The sequence below is a fragment of the Streptococcus sp. HMSC072G04 genome (genome assembly GCF_001813295.1).
Lineage (GTDB): Bacteria > Bacillota > Bacilli > Lactobacillales > Streptococcaceae > Streptococcus.
Genome location: NZ_KV812002.1, coordinates 74,045 through 92,595 on the forward strand (window position 1 = coordinate 74,045; position 18,551 = coordinate 92,595).

At 30.0% G+C, this 18,551-nt stretch carries 21 protein-coding genes and 1 pseudogene; 14 read left to right on the forward strand and 8 right to left on the reverse strand.

The annotated features are described in order from the left end of the window. Window positions 1-93: 93 nt before the first annotated feature. A complete protein-coding gene (locus HMPREF2904_RS00615; protein WP_070659348.1) occupies window positions 94-1,014 on the reverse strand; it encodes a helix-turn-helix domain-containing protein in 921 nt (306 codons plus the stop codon). Window positions 1,015-1,497: 483 nt separating this feature from the next. Here HMPREF2904_RS00615 and HMPREF2904_RS00620 point away from each other — a divergent pair, with 483 nt between their 5' ends. Both HMPREF2904_RS00620 and HMPREF2904_RS00625 read left to right on the forward strand, forming a co-directional pair. Beyond that, on the forward strand, window positions 1,498-1,860 hold the full coding sequence (locus tag HMPREF2904_RS00620; RefSeq protein WP_070659350.1) for a hypothetical protein: 363 nt from the start codon (window positions 1,498-1,500) through the stop codon (window positions 1,858-1,860). A 154-nt stretch (window positions 1,861-2,014) separates the two neighbouring features. After that, window positions 2,015-2,212, forward strand: coding sequence for a hypothetical protein (locus HMPREF2904_RS00625; RefSeq protein ID WP_070659353.1), 198 nt, complete (start codon window positions 2,015-2,017; stop codon window positions 2,210-2,212). A 35-nt stretch (window positions 2,213-2,247) separates the two neighbouring features. On the opposite strand, the gene HMPREF2904_RS11660 is transcribed toward HMPREF2904_RS00625, so the two are convergent. Together HMPREF2904_RS11660 and HMPREF2904_RS00630 are read right to left on the reverse strand one after the other, a co-directional pair. Next, complete coding sequence (locus tag HMPREF2904_RS11660; protein WP_173019420.1) at window positions 2,248-2,409, reverse strand: hypothetical protein; 162 nt, start codon at window positions 2,407-2,409, stop codon at window positions 2,248-2,250. Between the two features lie 338 nt (window positions 2,410-2,747). After that, window positions 2,748-3,611: a helix-turn-helix domain-containing protein gene (locus tag HMPREF2904_RS00630; RefSeq protein WP_070659355.1), complete on the reverse strand. Its 864-nt coding sequence runs from the start codon at window positions 3,609-3,611 to the stop codon at window positions 2,748-2,750. Window positions 3,612-3,803: 192 nt separating this feature from the next. On the opposite strand from HMPREF2904_RS00630, the gene HMPREF2904_RS11835 reads away from it, so the two are divergent. The 3 genes from HMPREF2904_RS11835 (at window position 3,804) to HMPREF2904_RS00640 (ending at window position 5,697) form a co-directional block, all read left to right on the forward strand. Further along, a complete protein-coding gene (locus tag HMPREF2904_RS11835; RefSeq protein ID WP_001227861.1) occupies window positions 3,804-3,974 on the forward strand; it encodes a PhrA family quorum-sensing system peptide in 171 nt (56 codons plus the stop codon). Window positions 3,975-4,899: 925 nt separating this feature from the next. Beyond that, on the forward strand, window positions 4,900-5,442 hold the full coding sequence (locus HMPREF2904_RS00635) for a hypothetical protein (RefSeq protein ID WP_070659356.1): 543 nt from the start codon (window positions 4,900-4,902) through the stop codon (window positions 5,440-5,442). Window positions 5,443-5,466: 24 nt separating this feature from the next. Next, a complete protein-coding gene (locus HMPREF2904_RS00640; protein ID WP_023027513.1) occupies window positions 5,467-5,697 on the forward strand; it encodes a hypothetical protein in 231 nt (76 codons plus the stop codon). A 66-nt stretch (window positions 5,698-5,763) separates the two neighbouring features. Here HMPREF2904_RS00640 and HMPREF2904_RS00645 read toward each other — a convergent pair. Further along, window positions 5,764-6,198: pseudogene (locus HMPREF2904_RS00645) on the reverse strand (IS3 family transposase); the annotation flags it as partial. 191 nt (window positions 6,199-6,389) lie between these two features. Between HMPREF2904_RS00645 and HMPREF2904_RS00650 the strand changes: the two are divergent. From HMPREF2904_RS00650 to HMPREF2904_RS10940, 7 genes are all read left to right on the forward strand, one after another. After that, complete coding sequence (locus HMPREF2904_RS00650; protein ID WP_049472403.1) at window positions 6,390-6,578, forward strand: hypothetical protein; 189 nt, start codon at window positions 6,390-6,392, stop codon at window positions 6,576-6,578. Between the two features lie 69 nt (window positions 6,579-6,647). After that, window positions 6,648-9,374, forward strand: coding sequence for a type 2 lanthipeptide synthetase LanM (gene lanM, locus HMPREF2904_RS00655; protein WP_070659361.1), 2,727 nt, complete (start codon window positions 6,648-6,650; stop codon window positions 9,372-9,374). A 17-nt stretch (window positions 9,375-9,391) separates the two neighbouring features. Next, a complete protein-coding gene (locus HMPREF2904_RS00660) occupies window positions 9,392-10,105 on the forward strand; it encodes a flavodoxin family protein (protein WP_070659363.1) in 714 nt (237 codons plus the stop codon). Then, on the forward strand, window positions 10,102-10,455 hold the full coding sequence (locus HMPREF2904_RS00665) for a hypothetical protein (RefSeq protein ID WP_070659365.1): 354 nt from the start codon (window positions 10,102-10,104) through the stop codon (window positions 10,453-10,455). The genes HMPREF2904_RS00660 and HMPREF2904_RS00665 overlap by 4 nt, the downstream gene beginning before the upstream one ends. 1 nt (window position 10,456) lies before the next feature. Next, complete coding sequence (locus HMPREF2904_RS00670; protein ID WP_070659366.1) at window positions 10,457-12,052, forward strand: ABC transporter transmembrane domain-containing protein; 1,596 nt, start codon at window positions 10,457-10,459, stop codon at window positions 12,050-12,052. Window positions 12,053-12,289: 237 nt separating this feature from the next. Then, window positions 12,290-13,573 carry a polysaccharide deacetylase family protein gene (locus HMPREF2904_RS00675; protein ID WP_176744590.1) on the forward strand — a complete coding sequence of 428 codons (1,284 nt, stop codon included), beginning with the start codon at window positions 12,290-12,292 and terminating at the stop codon, window positions 13,571-13,573. A gap of 165 nt (window positions 13,574-13,738) precedes the next feature. After that, window positions 13,739-13,936 (forward strand): hypothetical protein, encoded by a 198-nt coding sequence (locus HMPREF2904_RS10940; protein ID WP_083307512.1) that lies wholly within the window; start codon window positions 13,739-13,741, stop codon window positions 13,934-13,936. Between the two features lie 42 nt (window positions 13,937-13,978). Here the strand turns inward: HMPREF2904_RS10940 and HMPREF2904_RS00680 are convergent, their stop codons facing one another. From HMPREF2904_RS00680 to HMPREF2904_RS00695, 4 genes are all read right to left on the reverse strand, one after another. Then, window positions 13,979-14,647, reverse strand: a complete 669-nt coding sequence (locus tag HMPREF2904_RS00680) for a helix-turn-helix domain-containing protein (RefSeq protein ID WP_070659368.1) — start codon at window positions 14,645-14,647, stop codon at window positions 13,979-13,981. Between the two features lie 10 nt (window positions 14,648-14,657). Continuing rightward, a complete protein-coding gene (locus HMPREF2904_RS00685) occupies window positions 14,658-15,518 on the reverse strand; it encodes an ImmA/IrrE family metallo-endopeptidase (RefSeq protein ID WP_141751173.1) in 861 nt (286 codons plus the stop codon). 174 nt (window positions 15,519-15,692) lie between these two features. Then, window positions 15,693-16,526, reverse strand: coding sequence for a hypothetical protein (locus HMPREF2904_RS00690; RefSeq protein WP_070659369.1), 834 nt, complete (start codon window positions 16,524-16,526; stop codon window positions 15,693-15,695). Continuing rightward, a complete protein-coding gene (locus HMPREF2904_RS00695) occupies window positions 16,526-16,873 on the reverse strand; it encodes a helix-turn-helix domain-containing protein (protein WP_070659371.1) in 348 nt (115 codons plus the stop codon). Before HMPREF2904_RS00695 ends, HMPREF2904_RS00690 begins: the two co-directional genes overlap by 1 nt. Before the next feature lie 881 nt (window positions 16,874-17,754). On the opposite strand from HMPREF2904_RS00695, the gene HMPREF2904_RS00705 reads away from it, so the two are divergent. Together HMPREF2904_RS00705 and HMPREF2904_RS00710 are read left to right on the forward strand one after the other, a co-directional pair. Further along, complete coding sequence (locus HMPREF2904_RS00705; protein ID WP_048789262.1) at window positions 17,755-18,051, forward strand: hypothetical protein; 297 nt, start codon at window positions 17,755-17,757, stop codon at window positions 18,049-18,051. Window positions 18,052-18,072: 21 nt separating this feature from the next. Continuing rightward, on the forward strand, window positions 18,073-18,543 hold the full coding sequence (locus tag HMPREF2904_RS00710; RefSeq protein ID WP_070659375.1) for a conjugal transfer protein: 471 nt from the start codon (window positions 18,073-18,075) through the stop codon (window positions 18,541-18,543). Window positions 18,544-18,551 lie beyond the last annotated feature (8 nt).

The window sequence follows — 18,551 nt, forward strand, 5'->3', positions numbered from 1 at the left end:
ATATAAACACATTATTATTAAAAAAAATCCCGAATCAGCTTTAACTTTAGCTAATTCGGGATTTTGCCATGACATTTTTGTCACTTTCCTTACTCAGTTTTTATTTTTAAAGTAATTTTGAAGATCACTTTGCCATTGTTTTTCTATCTGTTCTATAAGATAGCTATTATTAATCATTTTTGCAAATATTTTTGCTTCTTGAAAAAAATTTTCGGCCATTTGATAATTTTGTTTTGAAAATAGCGCATAGCGCCATTCCCATATACGAATAATAGGTTTTTTCTGATAGTCGTAGGTTTTAGATGTTAAATCATTCAATTCTTGAATAATTTTTTCAAATCGAGTATAATCACTCATTTTTTCAAATATTCCAAGTAATAAAAGTAAGGAATCTCTAACAATAAATACATAATCAAGATCGAACTTATCTAATTGTTGTAAAATATTGTTAGCTATTACTGTACATTTATGTTTTTCTTTCTCATCTAGTATTGTATTGGGATGAACTAATCTTAATAAAAATAATTTTATGATTAAAAGCTCATTTACTTCGTATTCGGTTTTAAGAAGAATTTGAGTAAAGTAATCTTGTAAAATCATTTCTAAATTACTATCATCATTTTGTAGGCCAAAGTCATCATATGCTTGTAAAATATCGATAATGATCCTTTCTTCTTCAGGCAAATCATTGTAATACTCGTCAAAAATCTTATCAAAAATTTTTTCTTTTTCTTTAGCAATGTTCTCATCTTCATATGTGGGGGTTCTCATCAAGTAATATTTTAACTGCAAATAATCTTTTTCTAACTCTACGTAATCTGGCATTAATTTAAAATCTTCTATTCCTAACCGATTCGCAATATATTTCAATTTTGTTAATGTAGGTCTTGACTCACCTTTTTCAATCCTAATTAATTGACGGACACTTAATTCAGATTCATCTCCACAGAATTCCTGACGACTTATTTTTTGAGCTAATCGCATCCTTTCAATTCTTTTGCCAAAATCCAGCAACTAGTTTTAACCTCCTAAGTTGTTTACTTATATTATAGCATTTATTGAATAATATTAAAAAATTTTATTTTATGAATATAGATATGGATACTGTCAATAATTTTGTGTGAAAAATCATTCTACGATGAAAGTGTTGCTACAACAGTTAGTGAAATTAAAGAAGCGTTAAAATAGAAAAAACTAGGTAATCAAAATACTGGTAATAAGAAGGGTTCTACTGAAAGTGTAGAACTCTTTTTATATTACTTGTTAAATGGTTGTAATTTGGATTTTCTTAAGTTGAACTTGTAAAATAGAAGTGTATACATTTTTAATCTATAGTCGTAGAGATTTAGTAAAACTATAGCCAAATATAGATCTTTTTCTAAAATTTACTAATGTCTGTTATAATGGACATTATTTGAAATTTCCATTATAACAGACATTGATACAGTTTTGTAACATTATTTTGGTATAGTAATATTATAAAAGGAGGCGAGAAACATGAGAAAAATTGTTTGCATATTATTGTTGTCATTATCAATAATTACACTAATTGCTTGCACTAAAAATAAGCAACAATCTCTGGATGGCGAATACTATTGGATATCAAGTGAAAGAAATGAATTGGCATTTACTATTAAAGGAGATAATGCTTCCATAGAGCATGGAGAAGCCGACAGCTTTACCATTAACAAGCAAAAGAATACGATCGAATTAACTGGACAAAATATTGCAAGTCGAACAGAAGAGTATTCATTTAAAGATGGGGTCTTTTCTGTTGATATTAGTGGAGTTAAGCAAGACTACTATCTTAAAGATAGCGAAGCATATAATAACGCACTAAAACAATATGGATATAAATAACATTATTCACACCTATTTTACCGAATAGGTGTTTTTTGTGCTGAATAGATTCCTTCAAAAAACTTTTAAGCTTATTCTTAACCGAATAGCTTATATTTCATGTAAATTAGCTTAATCAAAGAAATTGGATTATATTTTATTATAAAATGGATTCATGAATAATTTAAAAGAAGCAAATATTAGAAAAGCCATTTGGCATATTAGACGTCACCTAAACGAACTATTAAACTCACAAGATGAAAAATATAGGAAACATGAAATGTTTCACCTAAGATCTAGTATTGAATGTTTAGAACGTGTGATGAACAACGAAAAACCCTATCCACCTATGGATAGGGAAGAAGTGTTTTAAAAGTCATTGTATCTATTATATTATAAAATTTAGTATTAAAAAAGTATGTTTTTGAAATGATAAAAATAGATACGACCATCCCAGATAGGTTCTCTATCCCCTTTAGAAATTTCTCTGTTAATATGTTTAGATTTTTTTAGTGCCAGTTTTAAATAGTCAATAGCGTCTTCTTCGATTTGTTTAGATGATTTAGACATAATTAACCTCTTAATAAGTTGTTCTATACTAAGTATTATGTCAATTTATGTGATAATTTTTCCAAATTATCCTTGCTATCCTAATATCATTCCTAAGAAAATCAAAGATTTATGACTAAATGGATAGATGATTACGAATATAAGGTTAGGGGATTAGAGAATTTTATCAATATATTTTATAACACAAGAAATCAAAATGTTACCAAATTAGAACGAGAAACAAAATCAGTATAGTTATTTGAGATACCATGGAAAAATTATAAGGCTGATAGTATTAATATCACTATCAGCCTTACAGGTTATTTAACGTTTCAGAAAAACTATAATGTCAAGATTAACTATACAGTATCTAATTCCTTCAAATAATTATCTATCTTCATCAACATTAAAGGATTGTTATAAATCTTACATAACTCTCTTGCTTCTATATAATAATTTTTGACTTGTTCTTTGTCTAGAAATTTGGCTCCAGCATTTCCTACAAGAATAAGTAGGGGAGCCAGTTGGTAGCTTGTCTGTCTTTGTTTACAGAGTTCAATCGTCTCAAGAGCTTCTTGGATGGCTTCGTTATATTTTTCCTTTGACACTAGGTAGTGAGCGTAGTTGTAACGAACTCTGATGTAGCCAAATAAAAACTCTTGATGCTCAAAATTTTTTGTCTGATATAACTCCATTAAATGAGAGTAGTTTGCCTCATATTCTTGTTCACGACCCACTAAGGAATAGAAATTAGATAGAGTATTCAATACCTTTAAATAAATCAGAGTATTTGAGGAGACTTTTAATAATATATTTTCCAATGAAGAAATAGCCTCACACTTACTGTCATATTGATAGAAGTCAATAATAGCTTTAATCCATTCAAGGTAAGTTCGGTCTTCTAGTGTTAGAAAAGTACTTCGTTCAATCTCTATTCTATAAATATATTCCAAATCATCATAATTTCTGTCATCTAATAGTCGAGCAGATAATTGCTTGAAATTAGAGAGGTTAGATTTAATTTCAATTTGTTCATTAAAAAAATAATCTAATGGTACTTCAAGTCGTTGTGAGAGTTTGAACAAAAGGTCTGCGGAGGGAATGAAATGCCCTCTCTCAATTTTACTAATCTGGCTTTGTTCACAAATTCCTTCTGCAAGAGTTTGTTGGGAGAGTCCTAGCTCTTTTCTTTTTAATCTGAATTTCTCTGCGAGTGTATTCATTAAAGATAATAAACCTTCCTATTTGCTTAATTTCATTATAAAATTTTTAGTTCAAAATAGCAAGTTAAAGGAATAAATAATTCTTTATGGTAATAAAAAAAAAAAAAAAGTTCAAAACGCAATAAAAATAATTGCCTAAATAATATATATGTGTTAGAATAAAAACAAGGAAACAGAAAGGGGTTTCATTGCATGAGAAAAAAACGTGGCATTAAAAAATTAGTTACATTTGCATTACTAGGTGTTTTTATGTTTAGTAATACAATTCCTTACCAACAGTTTATTCAGAAGAATAAACAATTGGAGATTCGAGTGCAATCACAAAAGGAGTCCAATGGTCTTGATGTTGGGAAGGCTGATTAGTTGATTAAATGATGAAAATACTAATTAACTATATGGTATTTCTGTTTTATCTAATTTTTAATTAGAAAGAAGTGATTCTAATGTACAAGGGTGTAATTTGTTAGAATTTCAAAAATTTAGATCATTTTTGGCTTAGTAATATGTGTTGAAGGCTCAAAATCTATGGTAAAAAAGTAGCTTTGAAAACATATTACCTCCAAAGATTTAGTTAAATAATGAATTAACATAAAAAGAAATTATTGAAGTTCTGGAAAGATGTTGTTTCAGTATTGAAATCATTGAGAAAAAGTGGGAAAAATTTGCGATTTTCACAGAGAAAGGAAGAAAAAGTATAGAAATAAGTCTTGAAAAACTGGATTTGAAGAATTATTTTGATTATATTGTTTCGGATGACAATTGCTATTGAAGATTCGTACTCAGGGATACAGGTATCAACTAGTGCTGGTATTGATACTATTGGATGTTACGATTACCCATTGCCTTTATTTAATGCTAAGGCAAATTGGAAGGCTGGAAGTATGCAAGAAGTATTGAACGTAATTCAATCACAACATGAGTTTTAAAACGTCTAGACGTACTTAGAAAAATTAAAAATATACTTTTCGGGAATCTGTCCATAGATGAACAAAAGAAGCTTCAAAAAAATGTTTCTAATATTTATTTTAGGTCTATTTGTAGGTCTATTCTTAATCCCATTACTTAGACCACATATAGTTGGTTGGCTAAAAACTATATGTGGTTAATAGTAATGATAACCTTATTTAACAAAAAGTTTTCCCTTTTATTTTTTAATAGCATTGTTTTGACAAATTAACTTCCACGTTTATTGGCGGTAGAAGTTAGTTTGAGAATATAGCACTTCGAGAAATTGCCTATTTTTATAGAAGCATATTATTAAGTAAAAAAACAAAAGGAAGGTGATATTATGAAATATCATAAAATAATTATTAAAGGTAGTTGTACCTTATTGTTAATTTTTTCTTCGTTCTCTCCCTTAAGTACTGTACTGTCTGAAGAACAGTCAGCTCCTCCGATTGAGATTTTGCAACAAGAAATCTCCAAATTAAGATTAGAAGAAGGTAAGCAATATACATTACAAGAATTATTAGACAGAACGTCTCTGTCAAACTATGAAAAAGAAATAATATCTAAGGAAATCATTACACAAGTACAAAAAGAAATTAATGAAGAACAGTCAAGATCTATGTTTCGAGCTCTCGTAACTAATGTTTATAGACATTTAAGTCCTTCGGAAGTTAAAGAATGTGCACGACAATTTCGAACAATTGGTAGTTTAGTAAAATTAATTCCAAAATATGGCTCTTTAATTGAAAAACTCTATATCGTAAACGCTGAATCATATGAATATGCTGCTGCAAGAGGTTGGGGAATTGATCTTTTGATAACCTTAGATCCTTATAATCCTACAAGTACAGGTATGACTTTCAGTTTTAGATATTCTCATTAGTTTAATTAAAGGAGGGACTGTGTTATGGTAACTAAGTATTACAAGTATATTCCTTGGTTGATCTTAGGAGCTATTGGATCTTATGAATCAGCAACTTATTTTGGACATAGCACATTTGATACGCTGTATTTATCTATTGTTTTTATGATTGTTTACGTAGCTTTATTCATTCTACACGAAAAATATCTGAAATATAAATATAAAGAAATATTTACACATATTATGAGCAATCCTGAAAAAGATCATCATCCCTAGTAAGATATAGCATAATAAAGCCCTAGCAACCAGATTGTACTGACCCCAAAAAGTTAGACAATTAATTTAAGCAAAGGATTTAGTTCTGTATTGTACTGGACTAAATCCTTTTAGTTTTACCTTAATTCGTTTGTTGTTGTAGTAATCAATATAGTCGACAATAGCTTGTTCCAAGTGCTCAAGTGACTGAAACGTCTTCTCATGACCATAAAACATCTCAGACTTAAGAATGCCAAAGAAGGATTCCATCATACCGTTATCTGGACTATTTCCCTTACGTGACATAGATGGCTGAATTCCCTTACTCTCTAAAAACCTGTGATAAAAATCGTGTTGATATTGCCATCCTTGATCACTATGGAGAATAGTATTCTCGTAATGTTCCTCATCGAAAGCCTGGTCTAACATAGATTTCAGTTGTTCTAAGTTCGGCGATGTAGAAAGGTTATAGGCGATAATTTCGCTGTTAAATCCATCTAAAACTGGCGATAAGTAAAGCTTGAATGAAAGGTATAATAAAAAAACTTGTTATGGAAATCGTTTTTGGTTGAAACCGAGAATAACATCGGAATTATAAGGAGATATACTAAATTTTTTAAAAATTAGCAATGATTTCGCTTTCATTTGATAAGGCGTATAATAAAATTGTATCTAGTATACAAAGTGGAGAGTAGCAAGATTGGAGGCAAATTATGAATGGATATCAAGTTGATACAGCAAATTTAGCTGAGCTATCAAGAATTGGTAATAGTAATCAAAGAATTGGGGATGTTGAACCACAAGCTACTATTACAACAATTCCTCTTACACTTATTTTAACAGCGCACCTATGTGCTCCTGTTACCATAATTACTGTAACTTTCAAAAAGCGTTGTTTCTAAGTAAATTATAATTTAATTAAAGTAGTGCTACTCTCCATTTTTTATATTGAAGCATAGATAGGGGTTATTATGAGAGAATATGAGATAGTTGATAAGAGTTCATTATTGGAAGCAATTTACAGTATTTTTGACTTGGATTATCACGAATCAAAACTTATTGAAATATGTAATAAAGTTGGAACGGTAGAGTTGTATTCTCGTTTAAAAAAACAGCTAGACGATAGTATTTTTTATTTAATTTCAAATGCTTTAGCTGAAGAATACCAATTTTACAAGAAAAATCATATCTTACATGGTGACAACTATGTTGATAGAACGGAAGATTTTTTATCAAAGTTAAGTGAATATAGTGGTATATCTTCTTTCCTTGAGAAGTATCCTATTCTAAAAGATAAAATTAATATAAAAATAAATAATTTTTTTAGTTATTCTATCGAAATTATAACTAATTTAGAAAAAGATAAACAGGCAATAAGTGAAGTAACTGAAATTGAAGATTTTACTATTAGTTCAATTTCTGATACAGAAGGAGACACTCATAATGGTGCTTCAGTCCGAATTGTCGAGTTATTAAATGGTGAGAAAGTAGTCTACAAACCTCGTTCTTTAGCCACAGATAATATGCTACACTCTGTGATAAATTTCCTAAAGGAAGTAGATAGTAGTTTAAAATTTTATATTCCATGGAGTATTAGCTTTGATGATCATTCATGGCAGGAATTTATTGAAGATAGTCCATTAAACAGTTGGGAATCAGTTTCAGAATTTTATTATCTGTCTGGTATCTATTTGTCTGTATTTTTATTATTTGGCACTTGTGATTTACATTACGAGAATATCCATGTGAAAAATCAATCACCAGTATTTATTGACTTAGAAGTTCTTGGATTGGGAGAGGCTTCAGAAGGTTTTCCTATATTTAAATTTGATTTACCGCAAACAAGTGTTTTAAACAGCTATCTCTTACCTATACCTTCTAATAAAGATATAATGTTATTTAATGCAAGTGGTTTATTTCCAGATACAAAAAATTCAAAAACAACCATAATCAATGAGTTAGAAATCTCTGAAGTAAATGAATGGAAATTTGTTCAAAGAGAAATCAGAGCAACTCATTTGATTGAAAAACTATCCTACAATGGAAAGAAGGTTTTACCGGAACAAGTCGAAAAAGAAATAAAAGCGGGTTTTACAACAGGTCTTGATATTATTCTTAAAAATAAAGATATAATTAGGTCTATATTGAATGATGGCTTTAAGCAAGTTATAAAAATTCGACAAGTATTGCGACCAACGGTTGTTTATAGTAAATTTTTGGAAGTGTCTAATTCTTATAAATACTTGACTTCATCTGATGCTAGAGATAATTTATTTAATGTTTTACTAGAAAACTTCAAGCCAGGTAATTTAGGATATTTTAGGGTACAGGATGAGATAAGGCAATTAAAGAATGATGATGTACCTTGTTTCTATATGTATTCTAACTCAAAGAATCTTTATAATAATAACGACATTATTATCGAAGATTATTACTCAAAAGACTATCAAAGTGCTTTGTTTGAGAGATTGGACTTGCTAGATTATCCAGACCTTGAAAAACAAATTAGGTATATTGAGTTATCTCTTGCAGCCTATTATCCCCTAACTGATTTTTTTCATCCAATTAATGAGAGTGGAAAAAGAGAGAGAAAAATTGAGGAAATCACGAATGAGTTCATTGATTATATTTCTGATGTAAGTGTTGAATATGCACCAGATAGATTAGAGCTTTATACACTTCAAGTCAATTCATTAAATGGTGAAGAGAAAATGTTTATTGAAGGTATAGAATCTGGCTTATATAATTCTGGAGGAATAGTGCTTACTCTGATTAATTTAGATAATAGTGAGTCTCAAGAAACTGCAAAAAAATTGTATGACACAATAAAAGAAAAAGCTTTATCATATTTAAGAAATCCGCAAAATGAGATAAATATAGGAGTTTTTACAGGTTTGGGAGGATTGGTTTATCTTACATATCAATTCTATAATAAGACAAGAAGTCAAGAATATCTTAATACTTTAATGGAACTACAGTCTCTAATTAAGAAAAAATATGAGCAAATAAAAGTAGATAAATTTAATGATTTTATTAATGGTGAAGTTGGTTTACTAACTCTCCTATCTAATATCTATCAAAAGGAAAGTGACTTGGTAGATTCAGAACTCATGGATACTCTATATGAGATAGTAAAAGAGTCGTTTTTAGAAACAAATGATCTTTCTTATTCTCATGGAATAATAGGAGAAGGCATTTCATTGTTATCATTATACAAAATACATCCTTCAGTGCATATTTTAAACAGAATAGAAGAGATTCTTAAATCAGTAAAAGCTAATATTGATTTACTAAAGGAAAGTAATTCATGGTGTAGAGGTATGATGGGTTACTATTTATTTCTCTATAGAATTGCTGAAGAAAATTTCGCCTTTTCAGAAAACTGTAAATTGGAACTTGGCCGATTAACTATTGACGATGTGAAGAACTTATTAAGTTTAAATAGTATTTCATTATGTCATGGTAACGTTGGAAATATTTTGATATTAAATAGAATTTGTAATTTGTTCAATAAAAACGTGAGAGATTATTGTATGGATGTTGTATCGAACTCTATCTCAGATCCCTTCTTGATTAAATGGACAAGGGGCTCAAGTCATTATCTGGAATCCTTTATGTTGGGAATGTCTGGTAGTATTTATGCAATGGAATTAATTCGTAAAGGTGGTGGACCATTAATACATTTGATGGAAGTATAGTAGCAAAGGAGAGGGAAATGAAAGTATTCGTTTGTACTGGAGCGATTGGACATGATTCTTCAACAACAAATTTTGTTGTTGAAGAGTTCATAAAAGGATTAATAAAACATGGTAATGAAGATGTGACTGTGTTTTATGCAAATTTATTGAATTATCATATTGAATTTTGCGATGGGTCTATACAGCCTTTTATAACCGGGAAAACTCAGTCAAGTGATGATATGGTTTTTTTAGAAAAAGAAATGTTATCGTCAGATTTGATTGTTATAGCTTCGCCGGTTTATGCAAATACTGTCTCAGGGTCTATTAAGACATTTATAGACAGGATTGCTCACTGGACACATCTTTTTAGATTGTGTGGTAAGTATGGAGCGTTATTTTCAATTTCTAGTAATAGTGGAGCAGAAGATACGTTAAACTATTTAAACGATATCATGGGAACTATGGGACTATCAATTGTTTGCAAAGAAGGTTTTATCACGAATACTTATACAAAGGAAGCTATAAAAAATATTTTAGATGTTCAATCTGCACTTGTAATTAAAAAAATTGAATCAGGAGCTCTGGAATTCAGCTACGATCAAGAATATAATTTTAAAAAATACCAAAAACTGTATAGTAATGGTAAAGGCTATGCAAATGAATTGGACTATTGGAAAAGTAATAAAATGTTTGAGGTTGAGAGTCTATCTCAATTAGCAAAAACTTATAGTGGCGGTGTGATATTATGAATGACGATGACTGGTTGATGCGCCAATTTAAAGGTGTTTCTAATATGATTGGAACTATCTTGAATTTAAAAGTTAGTCAACTTGATTTAGGTATTGTAGAGGATGAGGAGGGAAATTTAATTAAAGGAGAAATATATCTAGAAAATCTTTTAAAATCTGAAAGATTTTTAGAAGTCAATTCTTTCATAAAATCTAAAATGAAGGTACTAAATTTCCACGAGTATACAATGCTGATTGATTACTATATTGGATATTTATCAAGTTTAGATAGTGAGATTTTAAAAAAAAACCAACTAGATCCAAAGAAGATAAAAGAAATAGAAGCTAATCTAAAGCAATTTGAGTGGTAATATGAAGACAGTCTTATTTAAAACAAAAAAAATGCTTTTAATTTTATTATCTATATTGATAATTCTAGAGTCGCTTTTAGCAATTCCCTTACCATATATATCTAAATTTCTAATTGATGATGTAATTGGTAAAGGAAACTATGAAAAAACTGAGCTAGTTTTTATTGTTTTTTTGATATTTTTATTCCTTCAATTTATATCAAGCAACTTTTTGACTAGAGTAACTGCTAAAATAGAAGTAGACTTAATAAAATTTATTAGACAAAAAATTATAATATCCATTCTAAGCAAAAGATTCGTATCTGATGATGATAAAAGTAGAGCGCAAGAGATAATTTTGAATGATATAGAAACATATGTTTCAAATATACTCACCATATTTTATGCCCTTCTATCAAATCTATTAAAAATCATAGGATGTGTAACTATTATTCTACAGATTAACTTCTGGTTAGGTATGGTGTGTCTTGTTTTTGTACCAGTGTATGTTTTTTGGATAATTTTTATTAGTAATAAATTAAAAAACCTTACTTATATAGCAAAAAACAATCGAGATAATCTTATTCATACTACTGTGAATATATTATACAACCATCTAACGATAAAAATATATAATTTATTTCAATTGGTATATACATCATTTAAACTAGTTGTAAATGAGAATGCAACTACTCTTGAACGTATTAAAATATACTCTAATATTGTGTCTATTATATCTAATTTGATAATTACATCAGCAACGTTTTTACCCATCTTTATTGGTATTAATTTAGTTAAAAATAATATTTTGACAGTAGGTGATTTAATTGCTTTTAATGCTTATATAGGGATGTTATTTTCTCCTATAACAGCTATTATCTCGACAATAACTACTATAAAATTGAATTCGGTTTATCATACACGAATTACTGAATTTTTATCTGGCGATGGATATATTAATACTAGTTTTTCAACAAAATCTACAATTAATACGTTGATTATGAAAAATGTGAATCTATTTGTTGATGATCAAAAAATAGTAGAATCAATTAATTTAGAATTAAAATCTGGAGATATCATACAGATTAAAGGAGATAACGGAAGTGGAAAATCGTTATTTCTAAAGTCTATGATTAATCTAAATGAATTTTCGGGTGATATTATTTTCAATGGTATTGATATAAAGGAAAAAACGATAGAACAACTAAGTAATGAAATTGTTTATGTCTCTAATGAACTTGGATTTGTTGGAGGCAAACTAATTGAAAATATACCTGAAACTGAAGAGATCAAGCATATCTTTGAAATTGTTAATTTGTCATCAAGATTAAAGAAAATTGAAAATTTATTTGATTTTGCCATGGAGAATATTGTTAATGAATTTAGTTCAGGAGAATTACAAAAATTAAAAATTGCCCGAGCTCTGAACAAAAAACCTAAAATTTTACTATTAGATGAAATGTTTTCTCATATTAGTAAAAACGATTCAAGCATGATACTTGAAAATATTTCAAACTATTTACCTGATGCTATTATCATTTTAGTAGAACATCATTATGCTTCAGAAATTGTTACTCAAGTTTATAAAATAAATCAAAGAAAAATCGTGAAAGTGTAAAGGAAAATCGCATCAAGTTCATCATTATGTGACGAATAAAAGTGGCTTTTTTTTACAACAAAATAGACTCCATAATTCCTACGGTAGTTTTACTCACTACAGAAATTATAGAGTCTTTTTATATTACTTGTTAAATGGTTGTAATTTGGATTTTCTTAAGTTGAACTTGTAAAATAGAAGTGTATCTTTTTTTAATTGGAGCTGGTATTATTACATACCAAAAAATTCAAGAGAAAAATGCAATTAAGAATTATACTCAAGAATTCTCAAAAGTTACAAAAAAAAGAACGAGCAAAAGCGAAGAATACTGCCATTCGAAAAGGTATGGTTGGGGAAAACTATTTAGAGGTTTACTATCCTAAAATAGCTGGAGAACCTATTGGCCTTGTGAGAGATAGAATTCTTGCGGATGTAGGTGAACTTCCTCAAGAAGTGATAGAAAATATACAGCCCAAGAAATTACTTTTTTATCATGCTGAACTTTTAACAGAACCTTTTATAGGCGTTCATCCTTATCAGATTAACCGTATCCGTTATAAATGGAAAGATGCTAAGTTTATTAGTGAAAAATCAGAAAAATTGTCTTTACTCTACTTGGATGATAGCGGAAATGCTTTTCAGTTTACTCAATTGTTTACTGATAGTGATGCAGTAAAGGAAATATTACTGATTGAATTACGATCACAACTTGTTTTTCTTCAATTAAGTGAGGAACTTATTGAAGAAGTTTTGCAGGTTGTTTCAGAATCAGATATGGCAAACTGGGAGTTTACTTATGATAAAGGCACTTTTTTCATTGACTTACCAGTAGAAATAGAAGGAATGGGAACTTTTGACGTTCCGTTGTCAAAATTTTATGATGTTATCGACATAAACCGACTCCAGCCTGAAGATTTAAAAGGCTATGAAGTTTACCAAGAGCAACGAAATAAAAAAATGGTTGCTTTGACATTTGATGATGGTCCGGATCCAAACACAACACCTCAAGCTCTAGAGATTTTAAAGAGATATGGTGTCAAAGGTACTTTTTTCATGTTAGGGAAGAATGTTTCTGCCTATCCAGAGGTTGTACAAAAGGTTCATAAAGATGGTCATGCAATTGGAATACATACCTGGAATCACCCTGTTTTAACGAATATACCTTTAGATGAAGCTAAACATGAAATTATGGATACCAAGGATATTATTCAAAAAGTGACTGGGATTCAAACGAATATTACTCGCCCACCATATGGTTCTATTAATAAAGCTGTCCAATACGCAGTAGATCAGGTCTTTATAATGTGGGATGTCGATACCTTGGATTGGAAGAGTCACAATACAGATGCAATCCTACAGGAAGTGAAAAAAGAAGTTAGACCAGGATCAATCATTCTCATGCATGATATTCATCAGACTTCTATCGATCCTCTTCCAACGGTGATAGAGTATTTACAATCTCAAGGATATACTTTAGTGACAGTAGATGAATTATTGGATCACCAAATAGAAAATCATCGTATATATTACAACAGGAACTAAGAAAAGTCACGTACTAATAAAGAGAGCAGCTAGCTCTCTTTTTGATTTTAGTTGAATTAACAATTAAACTAGGAGATAGTTGATTTCTTTACAGAATAGCTGTAAAGTCTTAACCGTTTAGGATTTATAAAACAGAATATACATGTTTTTTGATATTATTTGGTTATGAATAATTTAAAAGAACAAAATATAAAAAATGCTATTTGGCATATTAAGAGACACTGTGAGGCTATCCAAAATTGTCCTATTGAGCAACTGGGAGACTCTAAACTTTTTATGTTGCAAGGAAGTGTAGATTGCTTGAAACGCATTATTCACGATGAAAAACCCTATCTAGGAATTGATAGGGAAGAGGTATTTTAACAGAATATTTTTTAATTAAATGTAAGAGTTGATTGAGTCTGTTTATAGAGGTAAAAAATTTCCGACAATGATTCCTATGATACGAGGATCTTCATCATAGGGAAGAAAAATTTCTTTATATTTCGGATTGATAGAAACTAAACGTAAGCCTTTTTCTTCACGGAAAACACGTTTAATGTATGTTTTATTGTTACATACTACGGCATATACTGCACCATCATAATCAAATCCAGTCTCACGAATCAGTGCGACAGATCCATTTTGATATTTAGGTTCCATCGAATCACCAGATACCCATGAGGCAAAATCATGTGTCAATTGCTCATCGAAATAAACCTTATCATAATTTTGATCGTTATAGATTGTTGATCCGATACCTGCAGCCATCTTTTCATATACATGATACTCATAGAGTTTTTTAATAGCTTGACTCTTTTCTTTATGAACTAATTTTTGAGCATACTTTAAAACTTGTTTTTGTCCTGGGTTAGAAAGGGCATTATATAGTTGGATGATTTCGGTTTCTGTAAAATATCCGCTAGAGACCTTTAGAATTTCTTCTAATTTCTTCACTCTTTCTTTAGATGGTTTCTTTATTCCCCGTTCCCATGCTGAATAGGATTGGAAAGAAATCCCCAATTTATTTGCAATTTCTCTTTGTGTCAGCTTTAATTCTTTTCTACGAGCTTTTAGCTTGTCTGGTTGATACATATAATTTACCTCACATTAATAGCAGTTGTAACTCTGCTTTTTTTCTTGCTTCGCTTTCAGATAACTTGTTTTTATCCCAAACATAAGCTATAGATTTTCCTTTGTTATAAACTAACCATATCTTGAGATATGAAGTATTATTTTGTAGTTTACTCCATTGCTTCTGATCTAATAATTCTGGAATATCTTGGCTGGTAACAAAACCTAATGTTCCAATTTTATTCTTTATTTGATTTAGAAGGCATGGTTTATACTTGTTAAACTCTCCGATAATATCATCTTTAATATCGTGTAGTAATAGCAGAAGTGGTGCGTTTTGACCTTCCATATAATCTTTAATTGCTTGCTTTATGTAAGTATCTTTGTCTGTAAAAAAGACACGTAATAAGTCTAGGAGACGAAAGTAAAGAGCCTGTTTTGAAACTTCCAAACTATCTTGTACATTCTGAAAAGACTCACAATTATAGTAGAGCTTGGATAGTAAAACGATATCTGGCATCAGAGTTACAGCAGAAAAGATATTGGCTTCTCTCTCTACTAACTTTTCTTGATTATCAACTGATTTCATAAAATAACTTCCATCATGTTTTAAAATGTAATGTCCCAATTCATGACAAAGTGTAAAGTTCTGTTTTGCTTTCGAGTTTTCTTTTTCATAGGAAAAAGTAGTACCTAACGAATCAACTATAGTTAATCCTTCGATCTTTTTATTTGAGAAGTGATGACTTGCTACTTTTATATGATTCTCTTTAATACAATGAGTGAAGAAGGAACTGAAGTGATAATTTAGTACTGATATATCTTCATCTTTCATAAACTGATATAACACTTGTTTTGTGGAGTTGCTAACTTCTTTGTATAACGAATGCAAATTGTGACACCTCCCTTTATTATTTATCGAAATTCAACCAATTTGGTTTAGTATATTATACAAAATTAAACCATAGGATGTCTATAGTGCTTTCCGTCAAATTTAAAACTTTTAATATAAGGCAAATAAACAAACCCAAGTTATACGACAAAAAATCTAACTTGGGTTTGTTTGTTATTCTAGAGAATCTAAGGATTTTAATTCAGTATTTAGTTTATTCTCTAGGTTTTTTAATCTAATGGAAATATCTTCATCAATAGTGTTAAGTTGGCTCTGGATATTTGAAATGGTTTGTTTCTTTTCTATAATTTTTCTTTTGATTTGTTCTATGTTTGCAACGTCATTGTTTTTAATTTCTTTTTGTATAGCCTTCCATATTAAAGAACCAAATAAACATATTATCAAAAGATAGAAAATAGTAAAAAGGTACAATGTTGCCCATACTGCTTGCGGATTAAATTTTATAGAAAAAATTGAAATTCCATTTTTGCAAATTGATAATACTGTTTTAATAGTTATAACTCCTAAAAGAGTGGCAATATACACACTATTAAAAAGAAATTTAACTGTTCCTCCATATCTGACTACTTGGTCTTTTTCTTCTGATTTATAATTAGTTTCAATAATTTTAAATAAACCATCAAATGCAGAATTTACTCCTATAGTTACCGCAATCGAAAAAAATCCCTTAACTAAAACTGGAATATTATTATATTTAAAGATGGAAAAAAATAAGGGAAATATGATAGATAAAGCAAGTAAGAAGGCCATCAAACCAGTGAATGGTGCTTTTGGAAGATGTTTGTATATGTTATTTAATATTAGTAAGATTAACATCATGAAAACCATGATTAATATATCTAATATTACAGCTACCTCAAAAGGAATATGAAAAATATAATGAAAAATAAGAACTAATATTATTGCTATGCTAGCTAACATTAGTTGAACTATGTGCTTCTTATTTAGTTTTCTTTTACTGGGTTCCAAATTCTGTTTATTTGACATTATTTCTCCCCTTTAAATAATTTTTTTCGTTCTTCCATAAAATCAATCAATTCCTTTTTGAAGATCTCTTTTTCTTCCTCAGTTAAACCATTTGAATTCATACGAAATAGAAGTTCGATATTATTTAAGCTGTCATCTGACTTTTCTTTTTCTGATTTTCCAGTAAGGTAATCAGTACTAACTCCAAAAGTAGTTGCTATTTGAGTTAATTTATCTAGTGATGGTGTTACTTTCCCATTTTCCCAACGTGCGTAACTTTGCTGACTAATGTTTAATTTTTTTGCTATCTCATTTTGAGTCAGACCATCTCTCAAACGCAATGTTTTCAACCGTTCTCCAAATTCCATAATTATTTACCTTCAAAAAATTAAATATTTTTCAAAAAAACAGTTGACTTTACATCACATATGATGTAGAATATAAGTACATCAAACATGATGTATACGACTTCAAAAAAATATAGACTTTTAAGTCGAATACTGTTCATTGAAAATTAAATAAAAAGTGCGTCTGACAACCAGAGGACTGATTATCAAATCACACAATTAACTTAGCAACTTTATTGTAATATATTTGATAGGTAAAGTCAAGTCCGTTTTATGGTTGAAGTGAAGATAGAAAACAAGACTCAATTCTTGTGGGCTTCCACGCATTTCGGACTTTCGCACTTTTCCGAATAGTAAAGTGAACTGGCTTCGCCAAAGGGCGTAAGAGAATCCCTTGGGTATGATCAAGACTACCTAAAGAGATTGGCTGGGAAAGCGATGGTAATTGACGCAAAGCACCTTGCTAAACGTTGTCACCGTGAAGGAGGGATCCTTCAACCAAATAACTTTTCTTTACTGCTGTCTATCTAACAAGATAGACCTACTCTCAAGCTACTAAGTTCTTTCCTTTTTTCACTTAGTAGCTTTTTTTACTTATTACAATAAAGGAGAATGATATGACAAACTTTTTTCGCACTACAATGTAAACGACTCTATGAAAACTATTTATTTACCTATGGGATGTTTGATAGTTCAGAAAGTCTACTAGCTAAACTATATAGTCAAGCCCTAGTAGATATCGATCATTTAGTCTCTAAGGCAAAAGAAACAGGATTTGCTTATGGAGATATTGATTTTTATAGTCGCATGTATAAACGCAAAATTTTTAATCACTATTACTCAAGAGTAAAGCAACTAGCTTAACTCTTTTTCTTTTACTCAAAATTTGAAAGGAGAATCCTATGATTCCAGAAACACTAAAAATGAAACCAGAATTTATTGGTCAAGCTTATTATGAAAAATTGGGGAAAGCTCCTCAGTCTGTATTTGGTAAAAAAGGAAAATACCAACGTCACATTCTAAACAGTGCAGAGCACGGCGCCTTTCATGTCATCACACCAGCCTCTACAACGGTCTTTCCAGAAGATGCTCTAGTAGAAGCGGTTAACCCAATCTTTTTCTCAGACACTATTTTAAATGGTAAGAATGTTGCACCTTACCGCAATGTTTTTGCGGAAAAATTGGTACTTAAAAAATAAGATATAAAAGGAGAAAATCACATGGCTAAAATTGGATTAAACTACGGAGAAAAACTACAAATTGCGGATAAAACCTATCGTGTCATTACAGATGGACTAGATGTCCCAGCAATCCTTGGAAAACTGACTTTCCGAGGCATTGAAGGTCCTGAAGTCATCTTTGAAGTAGATCAATCACAACGAAATCCTGACGGATCATTTGTCCAAGTCAATACAGGCGAGATCCGTGGAATCGTTGTAGGGATTCATTCTTCTGTCCAGCACGAAACACTCTTTTTCACTATCGCAGACATGTCAGAGTCTGAAATTGAAGACCTGGGCATTAAATACCGTGAAGAGGTTGAACTAGAAGATATTGTTTTCGCCCATATTCACGTGAATAATCGGGATATCTTTAAACTCTTCGCCTCAAAAATCAAAAAGAAAGGGGGGGCTACTCCAGTCAAGGAAACTAAGGAAGTGAAACAAACAGAAAACAAGAAAGATAATTAGGAGGTGAT

Bases quoted from the DNA above. Each gene is read 5' to 3' on its own strand.
- HMPREF2904_RS00620 (WP_070659350.1), top strand. From the start codon at position 1,498: ATGAGAAAAATTGTTTGCATATTATTGTTGTCATTATCAATAATTACA.
- HMPREF2904_RS00625 (WP_070659353.1), top strand. From the start codon at position 2,015: ATGAATAATTTAAAAGAAGCAAATATTAGAAAAGCCATTTGGCATATT.
- HMPREF2904_RS11660 (WP_173019420.1), bottom strand. From the start codon at position 2,409: ATGTCTAAATCATCTAAACAAATCGAAGAAGACGCTATTGACTATTTA.
- HMPREF2904_RS00630 (WP_070659355.1), bottom strand. From the start codon at position 3,611: ATGAATACACTCGCAGAGAAATTCAGATTAAAAAGAAAAGAGCTAGGA.
- HMPREF2904_RS11835 (WP_001227861.1), top strand. From the start codon at position 3,804: ATGAGAAAAAAACGTGGCATTAAAAAATTAGTTACATTTGCATTACTA.
- HMPREF2904_RS00635 (WP_070659356.1), top strand. From the start codon at position 4,900: ATGAAATATCATAAAATAATTATTAAAGGTAGTTGTACCTTATTGTTA.
- HMPREF2904_RS00640 (WP_023027513.1), top strand. From the start codon at position 5,467: ATGGTAACTAAGTATTACAAGTATATTCCTTGGTTGATCTTAGGAGCT.
- HMPREF2904_RS00650 (WP_049472403.1), top strand. From the start codon at position 6,390: ATGAATGGATATCAAGTTGATACAGCAAATTTAGCTGAGCTATCAAGA.
- lanM (WP_070659361.1), top strand. From the start codon at position 6,648: ATGAGAGAATATGAGATAGTTGATAAGAGTTCATTATTGGAAGCAATT.
- HMPREF2904_RS00660 (WP_070659363.1), top strand. From the start codon at position 9,392: ATGAAAGTATTCGTTTGTACTGGAGCGATTGGACATGATTCTTCAACA.
- HMPREF2904_RS00665 (WP_070659365.1), top strand. From the start codon at position 10,102: ATGAATGACGATGACTGGTTGATGCGCCAATTTAAAGGTGTTTCTAAT.
- HMPREF2904_RS00670 (WP_070659366.1), top strand. From the start codon at position 10,457: ATGAAGACAGTCTTATTTAAAACAAAAAAAATGCTTTTAATTTTATTA.
- HMPREF2904_RS00675 (WP_176744590.1), top strand. From the start codon at position 12,290: ATGCAATTAAGAATTATACTCAAGAATTCTCAAAAGTTACAAAAAAAA.
- HMPREF2904_RS10940 (WP_083307512.1), top strand. From the start codon at position 13,739: ATGAATAATTTAAAAGAACAAAATATAAAAAATGCTATTTGGCATATT.
- HMPREF2904_RS00680 (WP_070659368.1), bottom strand. From the start codon at position 14,647: ATGTATCAACCAGACAAGCTAAAAGCTCGTAGAAAAGAATTAAAGCTG.
- HMPREF2904_RS00690 (WP_070659369.1), bottom strand. From the start codon at position 16,526: ATGTCAAATAAACAGAATTTGGAACCCAGTAAAAGAAAACTAAATAAG.
- HMPREF2904_RS00695 (WP_070659371.1), bottom strand. From the start codon at position 16,873: ATGGAATTTGGAGAACGGTTGAAAACATTGCGTTTGAGAGATGGTCTG.
- HMPREF2904_RS00705 (WP_048789262.1), top strand. From the start codon at position 17,755: ATGATTCCAGAAACACTAAAAATGAAACCAGAATTTATTGGTCAAGCT.
- HMPREF2904_RS00710 (WP_070659375.1), top strand. From the start codon at position 18,073: ATGGCTAAAATTGGATTAAACTACGGAGAAAAACTACAAATTGCGGAT.